14 protein-coding genes, 1 pseudogene and 1 riboswitch are annotated in these 18565 nt (G+C 70.7%); of the genes and pseudogenes, 9 read left to right on the plus strand and 6 right to left on the minus strand.

Annotated elements, in window-relative coordinates; translation table 11 throughout:
* Window positions 1-25 precede the first annotated feature (25 nt).
* The 5 genes from GA0074694_RS21055 to GA0074694_RS21075 all read left to right on the plus strand — a co-directional run bounded on the left by GA0074694_RS21055 (window position 26) and on the right by GA0074694_RS21075 (window position 6530).
* On the plus strand, window positions 26-1351 hold the full coding sequence (locus GA0074694_RS21055) for a M20 family metallopeptidase (RefSeq protein ID WP_091461054.1): 1326 nt from the start codon (window positions 26-28) through the stop codon (window positions 1349-1351).
* The gene (locus GA0074694_RS21060; RefSeq protein WP_218105762.1) at window positions 1348-2304 is read left to right on the plus strand and encodes a DUF1177 domain-containing protein; all 957 of its coding nucleotides are present in this window, start codon (window positions 1348-1350) and stop codon (window positions 2302-2304) included. Before GA0074694_RS21055 ends, GA0074694_RS21060 begins: the two co-directional genes overlap by 4 nt.
* A gap of 51 nt (window positions 2305-2355) precedes the next feature.
* On the plus strand, window positions 2356-4122 hold the full coding sequence (locus GA0074694_RS33100; protein ID WP_091461056.1) for an ABC transporter ATP-binding protein: 1767 nt from the start codon (window positions 2356-2358) through the stop codon (window positions 4120-4122).
* The gene (locus tag GA0074694_RS21070; RefSeq protein WP_091461058.1) at window positions 4122-4856 is read left to right on the plus strand and encodes an AroM family protein; all 735 of its coding nucleotides are present in this window, start codon (window positions 4122-4124) and stop codon (window positions 4854-4856) included. Before GA0074694_RS33100 ends, GA0074694_RS21070 begins: the two co-directional genes overlap by 1 nt.
* A gap of 636 nt (window positions 4857-5492) precedes the next feature.
* The gene (locus GA0074694_RS21075) at window positions 5493-6530 is read left to right on the plus strand and encodes a methyltransferase (protein WP_091461060.1); all 1038 of its coding nucleotides are present in this window, start codon (window positions 5493-5495) and stop codon (window positions 6528-6530) included.
* A 151-nt stretch (window positions 6531-6681) separates the two neighbouring features.
* Here the strand turns inward: GA0074694_RS21075 and GA0074694_RS21080 are convergent, their stop codons facing one another.
* Complete coding sequence (locus tag GA0074694_RS21080; RefSeq protein WP_091455755.1) at window positions 6682-7281, minus strand: hypothetical protein; 600 nt, start codon at window positions 7279-7281, stop codon at window positions 6682-6684.
* 500 nt (window positions 7282-7781) lie between these two features.
* Here GA0074694_RS21080 and GA0074694_RS21085 point away from each other — a divergent pair, with 500 nt between their 5' ends.
* From GA0074694_RS21085 to GA0074694_RS21095, 3 genes and pseudogenes are all read left to right on the plus strand, one after another.
* Window positions 7782-8588 carry an SAM-dependent methyltransferase gene (locus GA0074694_RS21085; RefSeq protein ID WP_091461062.1) on the plus strand — a complete coding sequence of 269 codons (807 nt, stop codon included), beginning with the start codon at window positions 7782-7784 and terminating at the stop codon, window positions 8586-8588.
* A gap of 321 nt (window positions 8589-8909) precedes the next feature.
* A pseudogene (locus GA0074694_RS32340) lies at window positions 8910-9137 on the plus strand (EAL domain-containing protein); the annotation flags it as partial.
* An 11-nt stretch (window positions 9138-9148) separates the two neighbouring features.
* A riboswitch (SAM riboswitch) is annotated at window positions 9149-9269 on the plus strand.
* 46 nt (window positions 9270-9315) lie between these two features.
* The gene (locus GA0074694_RS21095; protein WP_091461068.1) at window positions 9316-10590 is read left to right on the plus strand and encodes an aminotransferase class V-fold PLP-dependent enzyme; all 1275 of its coding nucleotides are present in this window, start codon (window positions 9316-9318) and stop codon (window positions 10588-10590) included.
* Between the two features lie 68 nt (window positions 10591-10658).
* Here GA0074694_RS21095 and GA0074694_RS21100 read toward each other — a convergent pair whose 3' ends face one another.
* The 5 genes from GA0074694_RS21100 to GA0074694_RS21120 form a co-directional block, all read right to left on the minus strand.
* Window positions 10659-11930 carry a hypothetical protein gene (locus tag GA0074694_RS21100; RefSeq protein ID WP_091461071.1) on the minus strand — a complete coding sequence of 424 codons (1272 nt, stop codon included), beginning with the start codon at window positions 11928-11930 and terminating at the stop codon, window positions 10659-10661.
* Window positions 11931-12017: 87 nt separating this feature from the next.
* The gene (locus tag GA0074694_RS21105) at window positions 12018-13421 is read right to left on the minus strand and encodes an ABC transporter substrate-binding protein (RefSeq protein WP_091461074.1); all 1404 of its coding nucleotides are present in this window, start codon (window positions 13419-13421) and stop codon (window positions 12018-12020) included.
* Between the two features lie 20 nt (window positions 13422-13441).
* A complete protein-coding gene (locus GA0074694_RS21110) occupies window positions 13442-14272 on the minus strand; it encodes a carbohydrate ABC transporter permease (protein WP_091461077.1) in 831 nt (276 codons plus the stop codon).
* Window positions 14269-15114 carry a carbohydrate ABC transporter permease gene (locus GA0074694_RS21115; RefSeq protein ID WP_218105764.1) on the minus strand — a complete coding sequence of 282 codons (846 nt, stop codon included), beginning with the start codon at window positions 15112-15114 and terminating at the stop codon, window positions 14269-14271. The genes GA0074694_RS21110 and GA0074694_RS21115 overlap by 4 nt, the downstream gene beginning before the upstream one ends.
* Window positions 15115-15576: 462 nt before the next feature.
* On the minus strand, window positions 15577-17064 hold the full coding sequence (locus GA0074694_RS21120) for an NAD(P)/FAD-dependent oxidoreductase (RefSeq protein WP_091461080.1): 1488 nt from the start codon (window positions 17062-17064) through the stop codon (window positions 15577-15579).
* A gap of 210 nt (window positions 17065-17274) precedes the next feature.
* Between GA0074694_RS21120 and GA0074694_RS21125 the strand changes: the two genes are divergently transcribed.
* A complete protein-coding gene (locus GA0074694_RS21125) occupies window positions 17275-18552 on the plus strand; it encodes a hypothetical protein (RefSeq protein ID WP_245714828.1) in 1278 nt (425 codons plus the stop codon).
* Window positions 18553-18565: the final 13 nt, after the last annotated feature.

The raw sequence follows: 18565 nt of genomic DNA on the forward strand, positions 1-18565 counted from the left end.
CCCGCAACGACACCTGGAGCCCGACGTGACCACCACACCCCCCGACTGGGAGACCCGGGTCCTCGACGAGATCGAGCGCACCCGGGACGAACTGCTGACGCTCGCCGGAGACCTCATCCGGATCCCGAGCGAGAACCCTCCGGGGGACTGCACGGACGTCGGCAACTTCATCGCCGACCACCTGCGCGCCGCGGGCCTCGACCCCGAGGTCCACGACGCGGGGGACGGTCGCCTCAGCGTCGTCGTCCACCGTGCCGCGAGCAACGCCGCGGTGGACGACGACCCCAACTCGGCGCGCCACCTGGTGCTCGCCGGTCACACCGACGTCGTCCCCGTCGGTGACCTGGACCGTTGGACGTTTCCCCCCTTCGCGGGGGACATCGTCGACGGCTACCTCCGTGGTCGCGGGGCGAGCGACATGAAGGCCGGCCTCGCCGGTGTCATCCACACGCTCGTCGTCCTGCACCGTCTCGGCGTCCCGCTCGCCGGGAAGCTGTCGCTCGCGGCGGTCCCCGACGAGGAGCAGGGCGGTTCGCGCGGCGCGGACTGGCTCCTCGACCAGGGGGTCCTCGACGGCGCGACCGGCGCGATCATCGCCGAGCCGGCCGAACGCACGCACCCGACGATCGGCCAGAAGGGCAGCAACTGGTTCCGGATGACGATCGACGGCAGGCCGGGGCACGGCAGCCTCCAGCCGCTGCACGGCGTCAACGCGAACCTCCTCGCGGCCAAGGCCGTCATCGCCCTGCAACAGCTCTGGGAGATGAAGCCGTCGCCGCCCGGGGACGTGGTCGAGCTCATCGAGCGGTCGAAGACGTTCGCCGAGGAGCGCGAGGGCTACGGAGCCGGCATCGGTGCCGTCTTCGAGCACGTCACCGTCAACATCGGCACGATCCACGGCGGTACGTCCTCCAACGTCGTCGCGGACCGGTGCGTCGTCGACGTCGACACCCGCGTGCCGATCGGGTTGTCGCGCGCCGAGGTCCTCGCCCGGGTCGACGAGCTGCTCGCCGAGGCGGGCGTCGAGGCGACGATCGAGCCGACCGGCTTCCGTAGCGAACCCAACTGGACGGTGCCGAGCGACCCCGTGGTCACCGAACTCGTCGCGGTCCTGCGCGAACTGACCGGTGACCCCACCGCGGAGGGGGTGCTCCAGTGGGCGTCCTCCGACGCCCGCACCTTCCGCAGCCACGGCATCCCCGTGCTCCAGTACGGGCCGGCGGAGCTGGCCACCATCCACGGCTTCGACGAGAGGGCACCCGTCGCCGACGTCGTCCTCGCCGCGAAGACCTACGCCCTGACCACCCTCCGGTACCTCGGCGTCGCCGGGACCGCTGTCGAAAGCGAATGATCGTGCTGTCCCACGTGCTCACCGTCCTCGACCTCCTCGACCGTCCCGACGCGTCGGGCAAACTCGTCGCCCACCATCTCCGCTCCCTCGGTGACGACGCCTGCTCGATCGCCGTCGAGACGGTGGCGGGCGAGCAGGGTTCGACCGACTTCCTCCAGGTCACCGTCCCGGGCAGCCGGGGCCGGACCGCCGGCGGTGACGCCCCGACGCTCGGGGTCGTCGGACGCCTCGGCGGTCTCGGTGCCCGGCCGGAGCTGATCGGCTACGTGTCCGACGGGGACGGTGCGACCGCCGCCGTCGCCACGGCCGCCAAGCTGCTCGCGATGCACGCCCGGGGCGACGTCCTGCCCGGCGACGTCGTCATCTCGACGCACATCTGCCCCGACGCGCCGACCCGGCCCCATGACCCGGTGCCCTTCATGGACTCGCCGGTCGACATCACCGCGATGAACGAGCACGAGGTCACCTCGGAGATGGACGCCGTCCTGTCCATCGACACCACGAAGGGCAACCGCATCGTCAACCACCGGGGGATCGCCATCTCCCCGACGGTCCGCGCCGGCTACATCCTCCCCGTGAGCGCCGACCTGATCAGCATCCTGGAGACCGTGTCCGGGGAGCCCGCCGTCGTGTTCGCGCTGTCGACCCAGGACATCACGCCGTACGGCAACGGCCTTCACCACCTCAACTCGATCCTCCAGCCGGCTGTCGCGACGGCCGCGCCCGTCGTCGGCGTCGCCATCACGACGGTGACGCCCGTGGCCGGCTGCGCGACCGGCGCGAGTCACGAGGTCGACATCGCACTGGCCGCGCGCTTCGCCCTCGAGGTCGCCAAGGGCTTCACCGCGGGCGTGGTGTCCTTCCACGACGAGGCCCAGGCGGCGCTCCTCGAGAGCCTCTACGGTCCGGCCACCCACCTGCAGACGACCGGAACGGTCCCCGGGCACTCCTGATCGGGCGGGCGCGACCGCGCTCAGCGGCACCACGGAACAAGGAGCACGCACATGGCAGAGACCCTGCTGTCGATCGAGAACCTCTCGGTCCGCATCGACACGTCGCGCGGCCCGATCCATCCGGTCCGGAACCTCGACCTCTCCATCGCGCGCGGCGAGATGGTCGGACTGGTCGGTGAGTCGGGCTCCGGCAAGAGCGTCACCGCCATGTCGATCACGGGACTGCTGCCGGCGCGGCAGGCGCACATCACCGGCGGGCAGATCCGCTTCGACGGGCGCGACCTCGCCGCGCTGTCGGACCGGCAGATGCGCCGGATCCGCGGCAGGGACATCGCGACGATCTTCCAGGAGCCGATGACCGCGCTCAACCCGGTCTTCACGATCCGCGACCAGCTGACCGAGCCGCTACGCCAGCACATGGGCCTCGGCCGACGGCAGGCGGCGGACCGCGCGGGCCACCTGCTCGACATGGTGGGGATCCGCAACACCGCGCGCGTCCTCGCCGGGTACCCGCACGAGCTCTCCGGCGGGATGCGCCAGCGCGTCATGATCGCCATGGCCATGGCGTGCGAGCCGAAGCTGCTCATCGCCGACGAGCCGACGACCGCGCTCGACGTGACGACCCAGCTGCAGATCCTCGACCTCATCACCGACCTTCAGGAGCAGCACGGGACGGCGGTCCTGCTCATCACCCACGACCTCGGCGTCGTCGCCCAGACCTGCCAGCGGGTCGCCGTGATGTACGGCGGCGAGCTACAGGAGACGGCGTCGACAGAGCAGCTCTTCACCACACCGCAGGCCGCCTACACCAAGCGGTTGCTCAGCTTCATCCCCTCCGCCAACGCGCACGTCGTCGCAGCGGTCGAGGCGCTCGCCGACGCAGGCACGCGTGACGGATCGCCGGACCGCGTGGAGACACGCACGGAGGCACCCGACGACGACGCGCCGGTGCTGCTCGAGGTGACCGACCTGACGAAGGTCTTCGCCGGGCGACGCCGCCGGCTGGGACGCCCGGCCGACACGGTCAGGGCGGTCGACGGCGTGTCCTTCCAGGTCCGTCGTGGCCGCACGCTCGCCATCGTGGGCGAGTCGGGGTCGGGCAAGTCGACGACCGGTCGTGCCCTGTTGCGCCTGCACGAACCGACGTCGGGTGCGGTGACCTTCAACGGGAGGGACCTCCTCGCGGCCAGTGACGACGAGTTGCGCCGGCTCCGCTCCGAGATGCAGATCGTCTTCCAGGACACGTACGCCTCGCTCGATCCGCGATGGACGATCCACCGAGCCCTCGCCGAGCCGCTGCGGTTGCACACGGACCTGGACGCCGCGGCGATCCGTGCCCGCATCGTCGAGGTCCTCGAGACGGTAGGACTGCGGGAGGAGGACATGGACCGCTTCCCGCACGAGTTCTCCGGAGGCCAGCGCCAGCGGATCGGCATCGCGCGGGCCCTCCTGCTCAACCCGAGTCTCGTCGTCTGCGACGAGCCCGTGTCGGCACTCGACGTGTCGGTGCAGGCCCAGGTGCTCGACCTCATGAAGCAGTTGCAGCGGGACCTCGGACTCACCTACGTCTTCATCTCGCACGACCTCTCCGTCGTCGAGATGATGGCCGACGAGATCGTCGTCATGAGCCAGGGCCGCGTCGTCGAGCAGGGCAGCGTCGAGCAGATCTTCCGGGCGCCCCAGCACCCCTACACCAAGGCGCTCCTCGCCGCGATCCCCGTCGCCGACCCCACCGCGCGGGTCGACCGGGCGGTGCGTCGCCGCATCGTCGAGCGCGGCGTCGCCGCTGCCGACCTGCCCGAGAAGGCGGTGGCGTGATGCACGGAGCGACGGGGGGTGGGACGCGGCCGAGGCTCGGCCTCGTCACGATCGGCCAGGCACCCCGCACCGATCTCATCCCCGATGTCGAGGCTGCCCTTTCCGGCGTCGACTGGGTCGAACACGGCGCGCTGGACCTCCTCGACGAGGAGGGCATCGCCCGGCTCGAACCTCGCGACGGGGAGCGGACCCTCGTTTCCCGGCTGCGGGACGGTTCGCGTGTCCGCCTCGGCGCGACGAGCATCGCCCCGGCACTCGACGACGCGATCCGACGCTGCGTGGCCGACCGCTGCGCGGCCGTCCTCGTGCTGTGCACCGGCCGTGTCGAGCACGGCCCGGCGGCGGTGCCGGTGCTCCATGCGGAGGACCTCGCCCACGACCTCGTGGCGGGGCTCGTCGATACGGGTCGCCTGGGCGTGCTGTGCCCCGTGCCGGAGCAGCTGACGGACATCCGGGAACGATGGGAGGGGCGTCTGGGGCGGCCCGTCGTCGCGGCGGCCGTGGACCCCTACACGGCCGGACCGGACGAGGTGGCGGCCGCCGGACGGGAGGTCGCCGCAGGCGGAGCCGAACTGGTCTTCCTCGACTGCATCGGCTACACCGGCCAGCAGCGGGACGTCCTCGCCGCCGAGGGCGTCCGGGCCGAGACCGCCCGCCACCTCGCCGTGGCGGGCGCGGTGGATCGCGTGCTCTCCCGCTCGCACGCCGACCACGCCCGCGTGGCGGGTGGGTGAACGGTCCACGGGGTGGCCGGTGCGACACAATCCGCACCTGACCTGGTCCCGCCGCCACCGTCTTCTCGGCACCGCCTGACCGAAGTCGCCACCGTGACGATCGGCAGTCCGGCTGGGTGGTGCGTCCCCGGTAACTCGGCCAGGTCGTCACCGCTTACCTCGGAAGTGGGTACGTGCCACCGGAGGGTGCTCCCGCCGGACGGAAGGACTGGCCGGGGGAAGCGTCAGGACCTTGATCAACGAGTCTTGTGAGCAACTCCGACGGCGGTGTACGGTGACAGCCAACAAAATGGATCTATCAGTTCGTGTGCATGATGGACGGCGGCCGGGATGCGCTTGCGCGTAGCCTTCGTTGACCGTCGAACCTTTCGTTTCTGTCCGCTGATCCGCACTCCTAACGGCTGGCGCCAGCTCGGGGCGCTCCGGTAAGGGTTTCCTGTTCTGACAACACTGTCGACATCAGACGTCACCTTTGTTCGGCCCTGATTCCTGTCGTCGCGGCCGAGTAACTGTCCGCTGGAGACGACGCAGTCGTGACAAAAGATCAACGGCACGGTATGTGCAAAGAGTCGTAGGCGCGGATTGTGAAAGGGGGAGGAGTGTGGGCCCGCAAGGGCGCCGCGCTCCGGACTTGCCATGACAACACTGAACGACTCGACGCTGACGCCCATGCCGTTGCTGCAACTGAGCAGTGGTTTCTCGAGCTTCAAGACCTTCGCCGCCGCAGTGGAGTTGAGTCTGTTCACCCGGCTCGCCGACGGCCGGACGATGAGCGTGCCGGAGGCGGCCGCCGAGTTCGGACTACCGCATCGGCCGGCGGATCTGCTGCTCACCGCCTGCGCCTCGCTGGGATTGCTGGAGAAACGCGGTGACGGGTACGGAAACACCGCACTCGCCGAGACGTTCCTGGTGGAGGGACGCCCCTACTATTTCGGTGGGTTGGTGCGGTTCTACGACAAGCGCGAGTACCCCGCGTGGGACCGTGTTCTTGACGCGCTTCGGACGGACAAGCCGACCGCCTGGAACCCGGAGGTCCAGGACTCTCCGTTCGTGGCCGAGGACTCGCAGATGCTGCAGTTGTTCTGGGACGCGATGCACTGCATCTCGACATTCACCGCCCGTGCTCTCGGCGAGGTCTACGACTTCGGCAGGCACTCCCGTCTGCTGGATGTGGGGGGCGGCTCCGGAGCGTTCCCGATCGAGCTGTGCCGCCATTACGCGAACCTGTCGGCGACGGTGTACGACCTGCCCCACGTCTGCCCGATCGCTGATTCGAAGATCGCCGACGCTGGACTGAGTGGACGGATCACCACGGTTTCCGGGGACTTTCTGCGCGACGCCGCGCTGCCTGCGGGCTACGACGTGATCCTGTACAGCATGATCATGCACGACTGGGGTGAGGACACCGACCGGGAACTGCTGGCACGCGCCCACGCGGCGCTGACACCCGGTGGCGTGGTCATCATCAGCGAACTGATGCTCAATGCCGAACGCACCGGCCCGGCCGAGGCTGCCCTGATGGGTATGAACATGCTCATCGAGACCACAGCCGGCAAGAACTACTCCGAGACCGAGTACACGATGTGGTTGCGGGATGCCGGATTCTCCGACATCCGTACCCTGCCGTTCGTCGCGGCCGGCGCGAACGGGGTCGTCATCGGCGTCAAGGACTGACCGGACCGTGGCGGCGGTCGGGGAGGGTCCGGAGCTTCGTGCCGGGCCCGCCCGACCGCCTGGCGCGACCCGACCTCCGTCGATGCGTGCACACCGACGAGGGCCCCTTCCCGGATCGGGAAGGGGCCCTCGTGGTTGTCCTGTCCGGTCGTCACCTGGTCCAGAGTTCGGCGACGAGGTCGGCGGCCTGCTTCTCCCACTGGGCGTAGTGGTCGGGGTAGGCCGACACCTGCACGGTCTGGGCGGCCTGGGTCAGGGGCAGGTCCTGCCAGCCGTCGACCTGCTTCAGACCGGTGAGGAACGCGGTGGTGGCGTACTCGGGGTCGGTGATCTGCTCGACCGTGCCCCACCCGCTCGACGGGCGCTGCTGGAACAGGCCCTGCGAGTCGTGGTCGTTGCGGTCACCCAGGTGGCCCAGGTTCTCCAGCTTCGACTCCTGGAGGGCGGTGGCGATGGCGACCACGGCGGCCCGCTCGTCCATGCCGTTCTTCTTGGTGGCCTCGATGATGGCCTTGGCGTTGGCCTTCTGCTCGTCGGTCAGGGGGACCGTCGACTGGCCGGCGGGCACACCGTTGGGCAGTAGCTTGTCCGTCGACACCGGCTTGTCTGCCGTCACCTGCTGGGTCGCCGCGACCGGCGTGGTGGTCACTGCCGGGGTCGTGTCCTGCGACAGGCCCGGACCGGCGGCGATTCCGGCTGCGGCGGTCAGACCTGCGATGGACAGCACACCACGCTGGATAAGCTTGTTCATGGTCAAAGCTCCGTTCGGGGGTCGACGCACACATCCGGACATGCCGCCCAGGCGGGCGGGGAGGGAGCGGACGGTGCGTGAGCACCACACGTAAGGGCGCTCTGAGAACGTTCCGGGGGATTTCGCGACGCACCGGAGAGGGGATCGGGGGATCCACCGGGCCCGCCGGGCGGGCTGCTCCATCGGCGTCGACATGGTGTAACGACCGGCGGGCCGACCCCATTCCCGGGCCACCCGACCCACCCGCGCGCTCACCGGCGGCGGGTCACGGCCGCACGGGGACACAACCGACGCGCCCCCACCGCCATTCCCCGCTGTCAGATCCGGCTGCGCCGTCGGGTGCTGGCCTGCGGAGCCCGCACCGGGACACGGCCGTGATCGCGAAGAAGAGCAGGGTTCGTTACTATTAGCCGTTCGCGATCCCGGTGCGGATCATCTACCGATGGATTCCCATTGCAGCGGTGGCGCCGGTTACGTCACTGTCGGCGAGGAGGGCGGCGATGGAGCGGCCGGACTGGGCACCAGACGATGTCGATCTGAGTCGCCCGAGCGTCGCCCGGGCCTACGACTACTGGCTCGGCGGTTCGCACAACTTCGAGGTCGACCGGGAGTTCGCCCGCCAGGCGCTCGCGGCGGTGCCGGACCTCCGCCTGGTGGCGCGGGCGAACCGTGAGTTCCTGCATCGCGCGGTGCGGTTCATGCTCGACGAGGGGATCCGGCAGTTCCTGGACATCGGGTCCGGTATCCCGACGGTCGGCAACGTGCACGAGATCGCCCAGCGGGTGGATCCGGATGCCCGCGTGGTCTATGTGGACATCGATCCGGTGGCCGTGGCGCACAGCACGCGGATCCTCGCCGATCAACCGAACGCGGTGGCACTGATGGAGGACCTACGCCATCCGGAGGTCATCCTCGAACACCCCGAGACCCGCCGGCTGTTGGACCTCGACCAGCCGGTCGGCCTGCTGCTCGTGTCGGTCGTGCACGCGATTGCCGACGAGGACGATCCGTACGGGCTGGTCCGGCGACTGTGGACGGCGCTGGCACCGGGCAGCTGCGTGGCGATCAGCCACGTCACCACCGACAGCCGGCCGGACGAGATGGGGGAGGGCGCCCGGTTGAGTGGTCGGACGAGCACCCCGGTCACCGCCCGGACCCTCTCCCAGGTGCAGAATCTCTTCGCCGGCCTCGAGCTGGTGGAACCCGGCGTGGTGTGGTCGCCGTTGTGGCGTCCCGAGACGCCGGACGATGTCGGTGAGTATCCCGAGCGGATGAGCTTCTACGTGGGAGTCGGACGCCGCAGGTGAGCGATCGGCCCGATGCCGACGGGGTCGACGACCGGTGCCGTCAGGGTGTCGAGGAGTTCGCCAGGGTGTGGGCCGCTGCGCTGCACCGGGCGCACTACGTGCCGATCAGCGCCGAGGAGCGGCGTCGGATCGTGATCGGGCTGGCGGACCGTCTGGTCGCCGCTGTCCTCGCCGGACCGGCTGACCCCGGCGGGGGCCGGCGGATCGGTGCCGAACTCGTGGCGGCCGGCTTCGGGTCACCGGAGGCGTTCGGCCGGACGATCGCAATCGTCGGTTCGCGTCTTCTCGCCGACCTGGGGCTGTCGGCGGACCACACGCTGGACCGTCGTGTCGCTCGGCCACCAGCTCGGTCTCACCGTGACCGCCGAAGGTATCGAGACCTCCCAGCAGGCCGACCGCGTGGCCGCCACCGGCTGCGACAGTGGGCAGGGCTGGTACTTCGGTCACCCGGTGCCGCCCAGCGAGATCACCGACAGCATCGTGACGCAGCACCAGCGGATGCCCACCACCCAGCTGCCCGGATTTGGCAGGACCGCGTCCGGCAGCTAAGCTGCGGCCCAGGTCATGAGTGCCAGCGACAAGCCCCGGCTTGCTGGCCGGCAACCCTCGTCGAGGTTCGCGGTGGGGTGCCCCGGGTGATGACCCGGCCCAGCGCGACCAGGTGCTGGGCAAGCGCGGACCCCGTCCAGCTGCCGTTCCGGGGTCCCTGGACTGCCGGAGGTCTGCCATGACCACTGCCCTCGTACCGTCGCCCCTGCGTGCCGGACTCCGTCCGGCACCGCAACCGCCGTACCAGCCGCTCCAGGTGCTCGGAGTGCCCGGCGAGGTCAACCTCGACTACGCCGCCTCCGCACCGTGCGCCCGTGCCGCCGCCGACGCGGTGGCCGAGCTGCTGCCCTGGTACGCCAGCGTGCACCGGGGTGCCGGCGCCCTCTCCCGGCGCTGCACCCTCGCGTACGAGCGGGCCCGGCAGACCGTCGGCGACTTCTTCTCCGCCCGCCCCGAGGATCACGTGATCTTCACCCGGAACACCACCGACGCGCTCAACCTGCTCGCCCACGTGCTTCCCGCCGGCACGAAGGTCGTGACCTTCGCCGCCGAACACCATGCCAACCTGCTGCCCTGGCCCGCCGGGGCACTCCGGCTGCCGGTGCCCGACTCTCCGCACGCGGCGGTACGCGGGCTCGCCGCCGCCCTGCGTGAACTGCGTCGCGGGTCCGACCCGGGTGCGCCGATCCTGGTAGCGGTCACCGGCGCGAGCAACGTCACCGGGGAATGTTGGCCGGTGGCCGAACTCGCCCAGGTGGCCCACCGGTACGGCGCCCGCGTCGCGCTGGACGCCGCCCAGCTGGCACCGCACGTTCCCGTCGACCTGGCCGCGCTCGACGTGGATTACCTCGCCGCGTCCGGGCACAAGCTGTACGCCCCGTTCGGTGCCGGCGTGCTCGTCGGACGGGCGGACTGGCTGGACGCCGCCCCGCCGTACCTTCTCGGCGGCGGGGCCACCCGGCACGTCGGGCCGGCGACGCACGACGTGCGCTGGACCACCGGCCCGGGGCGGCACGAGGCCGGCACCCCGAACCTGCTCGGTGCGGTGGCCCTGGCGGCGGTCTGTGCCGCGCTCACCGCCGCGGACCGCGCCGCCCTGCACCGCCGTGAGCAGGAATTGCTGACCCGGTTGCGTACCGGCATCGCGGCACTGCCGCACCTCGTCGAGCTGCGGACGTTCGGCCCCGCGGCCGACCGGGTCGGCATCGTGTCGTTCGTGGTCGCCGGCCGGGACTCGGCCGAGGTGGCGGCCACCCTCGCCGCCGAGCACCGGATCGGGCTACGCGACGGGCTGTTCTGCGCCCACCCGTTGGCCCGACGGCTGCTCGCCGAGGCCGCCGCGCGTGGTGGGCACCGTGACCTGCCGCCCACCGCCCTGCGGGCCAGTCTCGGACTGGGCAGCACCGACGACGACGTGGACCGCCTGCTGGCCGCCCTCGCCGCCCTCGGGTGAGCTGGCCCGGCCACCGGGCCTGTCACCGACGGCCGGCACGATGTGGCACGGCGAGCCGGTGAACCCGGTCATCCGCCGGGGAACTGGTCCGGGTCGACGCTGCTGGTGCTGGCGTTGCCGCCCACCACAGGGGTGAGGGAGAGCGTCCAACTGGTGTACGTCCGCGAGGTGGTGCTGAACGTGAGCGGGTCGTCGAACTTCTCGAAGTCGCAGTCCCGGCTGAACGCCTTGTTCCTGGCGTCCCAGTCCTTGCCGCTGGTCATGAAGATCTGGTAGGTCCCGTCCCGGACACCGCGTACCGTGAAGGTGCTCTTGCTCCGGACGTAGACCCGGGTGACCGCTGTCTTGCCCCGGACGATGCTGATCACCGCGTCGGCGCCACCATTATCGATCTTGAGCTGGCCGAGGCCGCCCTTGGTCCGCTTGACGTAGGAGCCGTTGCCCAGCCGTCGGTTGCCGTCCTTGGTTTCCTTCGGGACGAAGGAACCGACCTGGTAGGCCCGGGTGGGGTCGGCGGTCGCCAACGCCTGGGCAGCGGCCCGGAGTTGGTCGGCGGCCGTCTCCCGGCTGACCCGCGCGACCGCCGCCGGCCCGAGGCAGGCCCGCCCCGACGTGCCGGTGCCGGTGCCGGTCAGGGCGGCGGCCAGATCGTCCAACGCGTCGACGAGGGTGTCGTGGGCGGTCGCCACGCTCGCCGGCGGCACCACGTCGTCCAACGCCTGGTGCTGGGTGCCGGCGGTCGTCGCGAGGTTGGACGCCGCGGTACGCACCGCCGTGGGGCTCTTGGCCGCGGCGAGGGTCCGGAAGCCCGTGGTCAACGCCTGGTCGGTGCTGGTCAGCACCGTCTGGTACTGGTCCGGGGTCATGGGCGCGGCGCTCGGGGACGGCGCGACCGACGGTGCTCCGGAGCGGACCCCGGCGACCGGTGCGCCGTCCTCGTCGTCGCCGTCGAGGAAGAACGCCAGCGGCAGTCCGCAGCACACCAGCACCGCCACGACCGCCGCGGCGGCGACGAGCACCGTCCTGCGTCGGGCGGGCTGGGCCGGGGCGAGCACCGGCGGACCGTGCTGCGGCGGACCGGGCAGAGGCCCGAACTGTGGCGGGGGCCCGAACTGTGCCGGCGTCGCGTTCACCCGGACCCGGACGTAGGCGTCCTGCGGTGATCCGTCCGGCCCGGCCGGTCCCAGACCGGGCAGCCGCAGCATCGAGCCGTCGACGGTCCCGGCCGGGACGCGGACCGTCGCCGCGTGTCCGGACCAGGGAAGGACGACGGTCTTCACGGTCTCGGCGCCGACTTCATCCGGGCCGAGCTCAAGCGTCAGGTACGCCTCGGGCTCCACGTGTCGAGTATGGACGAACCGCGCAACGGCGTTCCCCGCCCGGGTCCGCTGGCCCGCCGGGGTGCCGGTGGGCCAGCGGACCGCAGGTCAGCTCACCGACGTGTTGTAGCTCTCGATCGCCGACTGGACGCTCGCGGCGGCGTCCTTCATGGCCTGCTCGGCGGGCTTGGTGCCGACGATGGCGGCCTCCAGCCCGTCCTCGGCGGCCTTGCGCGCCTGCGGCATCACACCGAGCAGGCAGCCGGCCGAGGCGACCGACGGCGGCAGCGCGTGCAGCTGGTCCACCGCGGTACGGAACTGCGGGTACTTCGTCACCCAGCCCTTGTCGACCTGCTCCAGCGCGCCCACGTTGATCGGCACGTAGCCGGTGCCGGTGTGCCACTGGGCCTGCGGGGTGGCCCCGGCCGCGGACTTCACGAACTCCCAGGCCGCCCGCTTCTCGGCCGCGCTGTGGCCGACCCCGTTGATCCAGAGCGACGCGCCGCCGATGATCGGCCCGCCGGTGGAGGAGTCCGACACCTTCGGGTACGGGGCGGTGAGGACGGTGAACTTGCCCGCCGCCGCGTCGACGTAGCCGCGCAGCACGCTGGTGGACTCCAGGTGCATGGCGACCGTGCCGGCCTTGAACGCCGCCTGGGCGTCGTCGGTCTTCCGGCCGGTGTTCGCCGCGTACCCGTTGCGGACCAGGTCCGTCCACCACTGGGCGACCTGCACCCCCGCCGCCTGGTCGAACTGCACCCGGGTGGCGAGCTTCTGGCGTCCGTTGCCGTTGTCGCAGTACTCCTGGCCGTCGGTGGCGAGGAGCTGTTCGAGCAGCCAGCCGTAGATGGCCGCGCCGAAGCCGTACCGGGTGGTCTTGCCGCTGGCGTCCTTCACGGTGAGCTTCTTGGCCATCTCACCCAGCTCGGCCAGGGTCTTCGGCGGCTTGGTCGGGTCGAGCTTGGCGGACTCGAACGCCTCCTTGTTGAGGTACAGCAGGGGGGTGGAGGTGTTGAACGGCATCGACCAGAGCTTGCCCTCGACCGAGTAGTAGCTGGCGATGTTCGGCTCGATCTCGGCGACGTCGAACCCGTCCTTCTCGATGAACCGGTGCATCGGCACGACCTGCTTGGAGTCGACCATGAAGCGGGTGCCGATGTCGTACACCTGGACCAGGGCGGGGGTGGTCTTCTGCTGCACCGACGCCTTGTACTTGGCGATGGTCTCGTCGTAGCTGCCCTGGTAGACGGCCTTGATCTCGACCTTGCCGCCGTTGCCGGCGTTGAAGTCGGCGACCAGCTTGTCGACGGCGCCGGCGTTCGACCCCTTCATGGAGTGCCAGAACTCGACCGTCGTCTTCCCGTTGGTGCCCTTGAGCGCCTCGGCGCCCGGCGCGTCCAGGGCGTCGGTCGACTCGCCGCCGGACTCGGAACCGCACCCGGCGACCAGCGCGGCGGCGGTGAGCAGGGCGACGATGACTGCGCCGGTACGGCGTGGTCGTGGAAGTGCCATTGCCTCTCCTCGGTGGGGGTTCAACGCAGTGCGCCCGCAGTGAGACCACGGACGATGTACCGCTGGCCGAAGAGCACGACGGCCAGGGTGGGGAGCAGGGAGAGCGCGACGCCGGCCAGGATCAGCCCCGGCTGGGCCGCCTCAGCATCGTTGAGCTGGGAGATTCCGATCTGGAGGGTCTGGTACTCCGGATCCCGGACGAGGATCAGCGGCCAGAAGTACTGGTTCCACGCGGAGAGGAAGACGTACACCCCGACCGCCGCGATGGACGGCTTGGACAGGGGGACGACCACCTGCCAGAGCAGCCGCCAGTGCCCGCAGCCGTCGATCACCGCCGCGTCGCGCAGCTCGCCCGGGAACTGGAGGAACGCCTGGCGCAGCAGGAACGTGCCGAACGCCGAGGCGAGGAACGGCAGGACGAGCCCGAGGTAGGTCAGCCCACCACGGGTCAACCCCCAGTCCGAGATGGCCAGGTAGTTGGGGATGATGATGCTCTCCCAGGGGACCATCAGCGTGGCCAGGAAGAGCGCGAACGTCGCCGCCTTCGCCGGCATCCGCAGGAACGCGAAGGCGTACGCGGCGAGGATGCTGGTCACCACCTGGGCGAAAGTGATCACGCCGGCCTGCACGGCGGAGTTGACGTAGAACCGGCCGAGCGGCACGGCCTCGACGTCACCGAAGTTCTGCCAGTGCAGGTCGCCGGGGACCAGCGCCGGGGGATAGGTGGCCAGGTCGCCGGGGCCCATCACGGCACCGGCGAACGCGTAGTAGACCGGGAACAGCACCGGGATCAGCGCCAGCCCGAGTACGACGTAGACGGCGACCCGGCCGGGAGTGGTACGTCGGCTCATCGGTAGTGCACCCGCCGTTCCAGGACACCGAACTGGATGGCGGTGCAGACCAGCATGATCAGCAGCAGGACGACCGCCTGGGCGCTCGCCCCGCCGAAGTCGGCGGAGCCGAACGCGAACGCCCGTTCGTAGATGGCGTAGACCAGGGTGGTGGTCGCGTCGTCCGGTCCGCCCTTGGTGAGGATGTGGATCTGGCCGAAGCTCTGCAACGCGTGAATCGTGGAGACCACGACGAGGAAGAACAGTTGCGGGGAGAGCAGCGGGACGGTCACGCTGCGGGCGAGCCGCCAGCCGGTCGCGCCGTCGAGCCGGGCCGCCTCGACCACCTCCTGCGGGATGGCCGCGACTCCGGCGGAGAGCACCAGCACGTTGTAGCCGAGGTTCATCCAGATGGTGGCGACACCGACCGCGGGCAGGGCGATGGAGGGGTCGGTGAGCCAGTTGACCCGGTCGACGCCGACCGCGCCGAGCAGCCCGTTGGCGATGCCGATGGCCGGGTTGTAGATCACGGCGAAGACCACCGACGCGGTGGCCACCGAGAACGCGAACGGCAGGGCGAAGGCGGTGCGCAACGCGCGTACGCCCCGGATCCGCGATTCCAGCAGCAGGACGACCAGTAGTGCGCCGAGCACCGCCGGAACGACGCTGATCAGGGTGAACATCGCGGTGGTCGCGAGCACCCCGAGGAATTCGCCGGAAAGCATCTCGACGTAGTGGTCGAAGCCGACGTAGGCGCTCGGTGCGCCGAAGATGTCATTGGCGTGGGTGGACAGGTAGAGGGTCCGGCCGAGTGGCCAGAAGATGAACAGGACGAAGATCGCGACCGATGGCAGGAGCAGCAACCAGGACAGGCCGCGCTCGCCACGTGGCCGGCCGGGCGTGGCTGCGCCGGCGCTCGGGGCCGCCGTGGCTCGGGCGTCTTCGGCAACCGAAGGGGGAGGCACTGCCGCACACTACCAACGCATCAGGCTGAAGAAATGCTCCGGACACCTCTGCGTTACCTGACAGCAACCTTCATGATCGGGTTCCGTCGTCGAGGCCGGTGTCGATTCCGCAATCCGCCGGGTGGAAACGGCGGTCGATGGCCGTGGGCCGTGGTCCGGTACCGAAGACCCGTCCACGACATTGACGTGCGCGGAAGCCTGGCCCGACCCGGAGGGATGGCGTCAGGCCGCCACGTCTGGCGCGACCGGTCGCCCGCCTGGTCCCCGGCGCGAGCCGGTGGCGCTGACTCCCGCCGACCGGCACCGGCTCACCGGTCGCTGGATGCTCGACGCCCAGGGCAGGGAGACGGCGGGACGGCGTCAGGCCCGCGCCGGCATGACGGGCGCGTCGCGCCCCGTCCCCGACCCACTGCTGCCGTCGGCGTTCGACGTCTGCTCGTGGTAGTCGCGTTCAACGTTCACCGACCAGACGTCGTGCGTGGTGCCACAGGCGATGTTCTCGGCGGTCAGCATGGCGGTCAGCATGGAGTGGTCCTGGTTGTTGTAACGGTGCATGCCGTTGCGCCCGACCGGGTGCACGTTGGGCACCTCCCGGGCCAGCCACCCGCGGATCACGTCGATGTTGCGCTGGTAGCGCTCGTCGTACACGGGGTAAGCCTTCGGCATCCGCACGACGTAGCCGGCCTCGACGACGCCCGGCGCGACCAGCCCGAGTCGTGCCAGCTCGCCGCTGGCCAGGGCGACGAGGTCCGCGTCCGGGGTACGCCACATCTCGTCGTCCTCGAAGACGAAGTACTCCAGCCCGAGGCAGGTGCGGCCGTCCTTGACCAGGTACGGCGACCAGGAACCGAAGTTCTGGATCCGACCGACCCGGACCGCCGGGTCGTGGATGTAGATCCAGTTGTCCGGGAAGGAGAACGCGGACGGGACCACCAGCGCCACCGTCAGGAAGTCGCGGTAGCGCAGGTCCGCGGCGCAGGCGAGGACCTCCGCCGGAGGTGCCGGGCGCAGGGCGTCGACCAGCTCGGAGATCGGCATCGAGGAGATCACGTGGTCCGCCGGCTCCCACCGGGGACCGTCCGCCCCGGTGACCTCGACGGCGACGGCGCGGCGGCGGTCCGGGTCGCGGTGCAGCGCCGTCACCCAGGTGTTGGTGCTGACCTGCCCACCGCGCTCCTCGACCAGCTCGGCGCAGCGCTCCCACATCATCCCGGGGCCGTACTTCGGGTACTGGAACTCCTCGATGAGGCTGGTGACGTCCTTGCGGTTGCGCCGGGGGAGGAGCGCGTTCGCCATCGCCCTGGACAGCGACAGGTTCTTGATCCGCTGCGCGGCCCAGTCGGCCTGCAACTGGTCGGCCGGCATGCCCCAGACCTTCTCGGTGTACGTCTTGAAGAAGATCGAGTACAACCGCCAGCCGAACCGGGCCGAGACCCACCCCTCGAAGTGCGACTGGTCCCTGGGCGGGCGCAGCCGCGAGCGCGCGTACGAGCCGACGCAGCGCGCCGCCTCACCGATCCCCAGGTTGCGCAGCGCGTTCATGGCGTTGAGCGGGTAGTCGTACAGGGCGCCGCGGTAGTAGATCCGGCTCATCCTCGGGCGCAGCAGGAAGTCCTCGTCGGGCAGGATCTCGTGCCAGAACGCCTCGACCCGCGACACCTTGGTGAAGAACCGGTGCCCGCCGATGTCGAACCGCCACCCGTCCCGCTCCACGGTGCGGCTGATCCCGCCCACCACCTCGTCGGCCTCGAACACCCGCACCGGCATCCCGCGCCGGAGCAACTCGTATGCCGCGGTCAGCCCCGCCGGCCCCGCGCCGATGACCACCGTGCCGTGCTCTTCACCCATACCTGCGCCGCCCCCTGCTACCGGTGGGTGTCGTGGAGGCGGGACGCTTACCCGGCTTCGCGACGATGTCACCTGGGCGGCAGCGGTCCGCACGGCGGCCGGTGGCGACCCGTCGGATCGGGTGGGGCAGGTGTCGTCCGGCCCGGAACGGGGATGCCGGGCCCGGTCGCGGCCGGCCGGGCTGCGGGGTGGACGCGGGGGAACCACCACATGAGCGCAGGCGGGCGGGCCGGTGCCGGCGTACGACGCCGCGTGGCGCTGGCCCGCGCCCGGCTGGATCGTTCCCGGCTCGGCGAGCGGGCGGTCGGCGTGGGCCGCCGGGTGGCCCGGCTGGGCGACCGGGTACCGGCACCCTGGCCGTTCGTGCTGGCGCTCTTCCTCGGGACGAAGCTCCTGCTCACCTTCGTCGCCGTGCTGGTGCTGCGGGTGTTCGACGACGTGCCCGGCGCGCCCCCGGCCGACGAACGGACCATGCGCCTCCAGCAACAGGAGATCTCCCCACACCGGTGGATCTCCTTCTGGTTCGCCTGGGACTCGTTCCTCTACGACCACCTGAGCCGGCTGCCGCTCACCGAACCGTGGCGGGACTTCGGCTTCCCGCTGCTGTACCCCTTCCTGGCCCGGCCCGTCGCGCTGGTCCTGGGCGGGAACACCGCGATGGCGCTGCTCCTGATCAGCAACGTCGCGTTCCTCTTCCAGCTCTACTACGCTCACCGGCTGGGCGGACGGCTGCTCGGTGACGACGCCTCGGCGCGACGGTTCACCCGGTACCTGGTGCTCCTGCCCACCGCGTTCCTGTTCCAGGCGGCGCTGACCGAGTCGCTCTTCCTCTGTCTCGCCCTCGCCGCGTTCTACCACGCGGAGCGCCGGCACTGGCTCGCCGTCGGAGTGATCGGTTACTTCCTCGCGCTCAGCCGGTCGGTCGGCATGTTCGTCGTCGTCCCGCTGGCCCTGGTCCTGCTCCGGCAGCAGCGCTACCGGCTCGGCCTCCGGGCGCTGCGGGGATACGTCCGGGTCGGCTGGCCGTTGCTCCTGGTGCCCGCCGGGTGGCTCACCTTCATGGCGTTCTGCTGGTGGCAGAGCGGGGACTGGTTCGCCTACAAGCACGCCCAGGAGAAGGGGTGGGCCATCACCGTGCAGAACCCGCTCGCGGTGCTCATCGAGGGCCTGACCTCGGCGGAGCCCCGGGACAGCATCCGGGTGTGGTTCGCGGTGGCCGTCCTGGTGGTCGTCGTCGCGGGCGTCCGGCACATCGGGCTGCCCTACCTCGTCTACGCGCTGGTCACGATCATGGTTCCGCTCTCCATGGGCCCACCGGTGTACAAGAGCCTGCTGCGCTACCTGCTCGCGGTCTTCCCGGTCTGCCTGGTGCTGGCCCGCTGGGCCCGGCAGGCGACGCTCGACACCTACCTGACCGCTGCCCTCGCCCTCGTGCAGGGCGCCCTCTTCGTGGCGTGGCTGGCCTACTGGACGCACTTCGTCATCTGACGGCGGCCGGATC

Source organism: Micromonospora inyonensis (genome assembly GCF_900091415.1).
Taxonomy (GTDB): Bacteria; Actinomycetota; Actinomycetes; order Mycobacteriales; family Micromonosporaceae; genus Micromonospora; species Micromonospora inyonensis.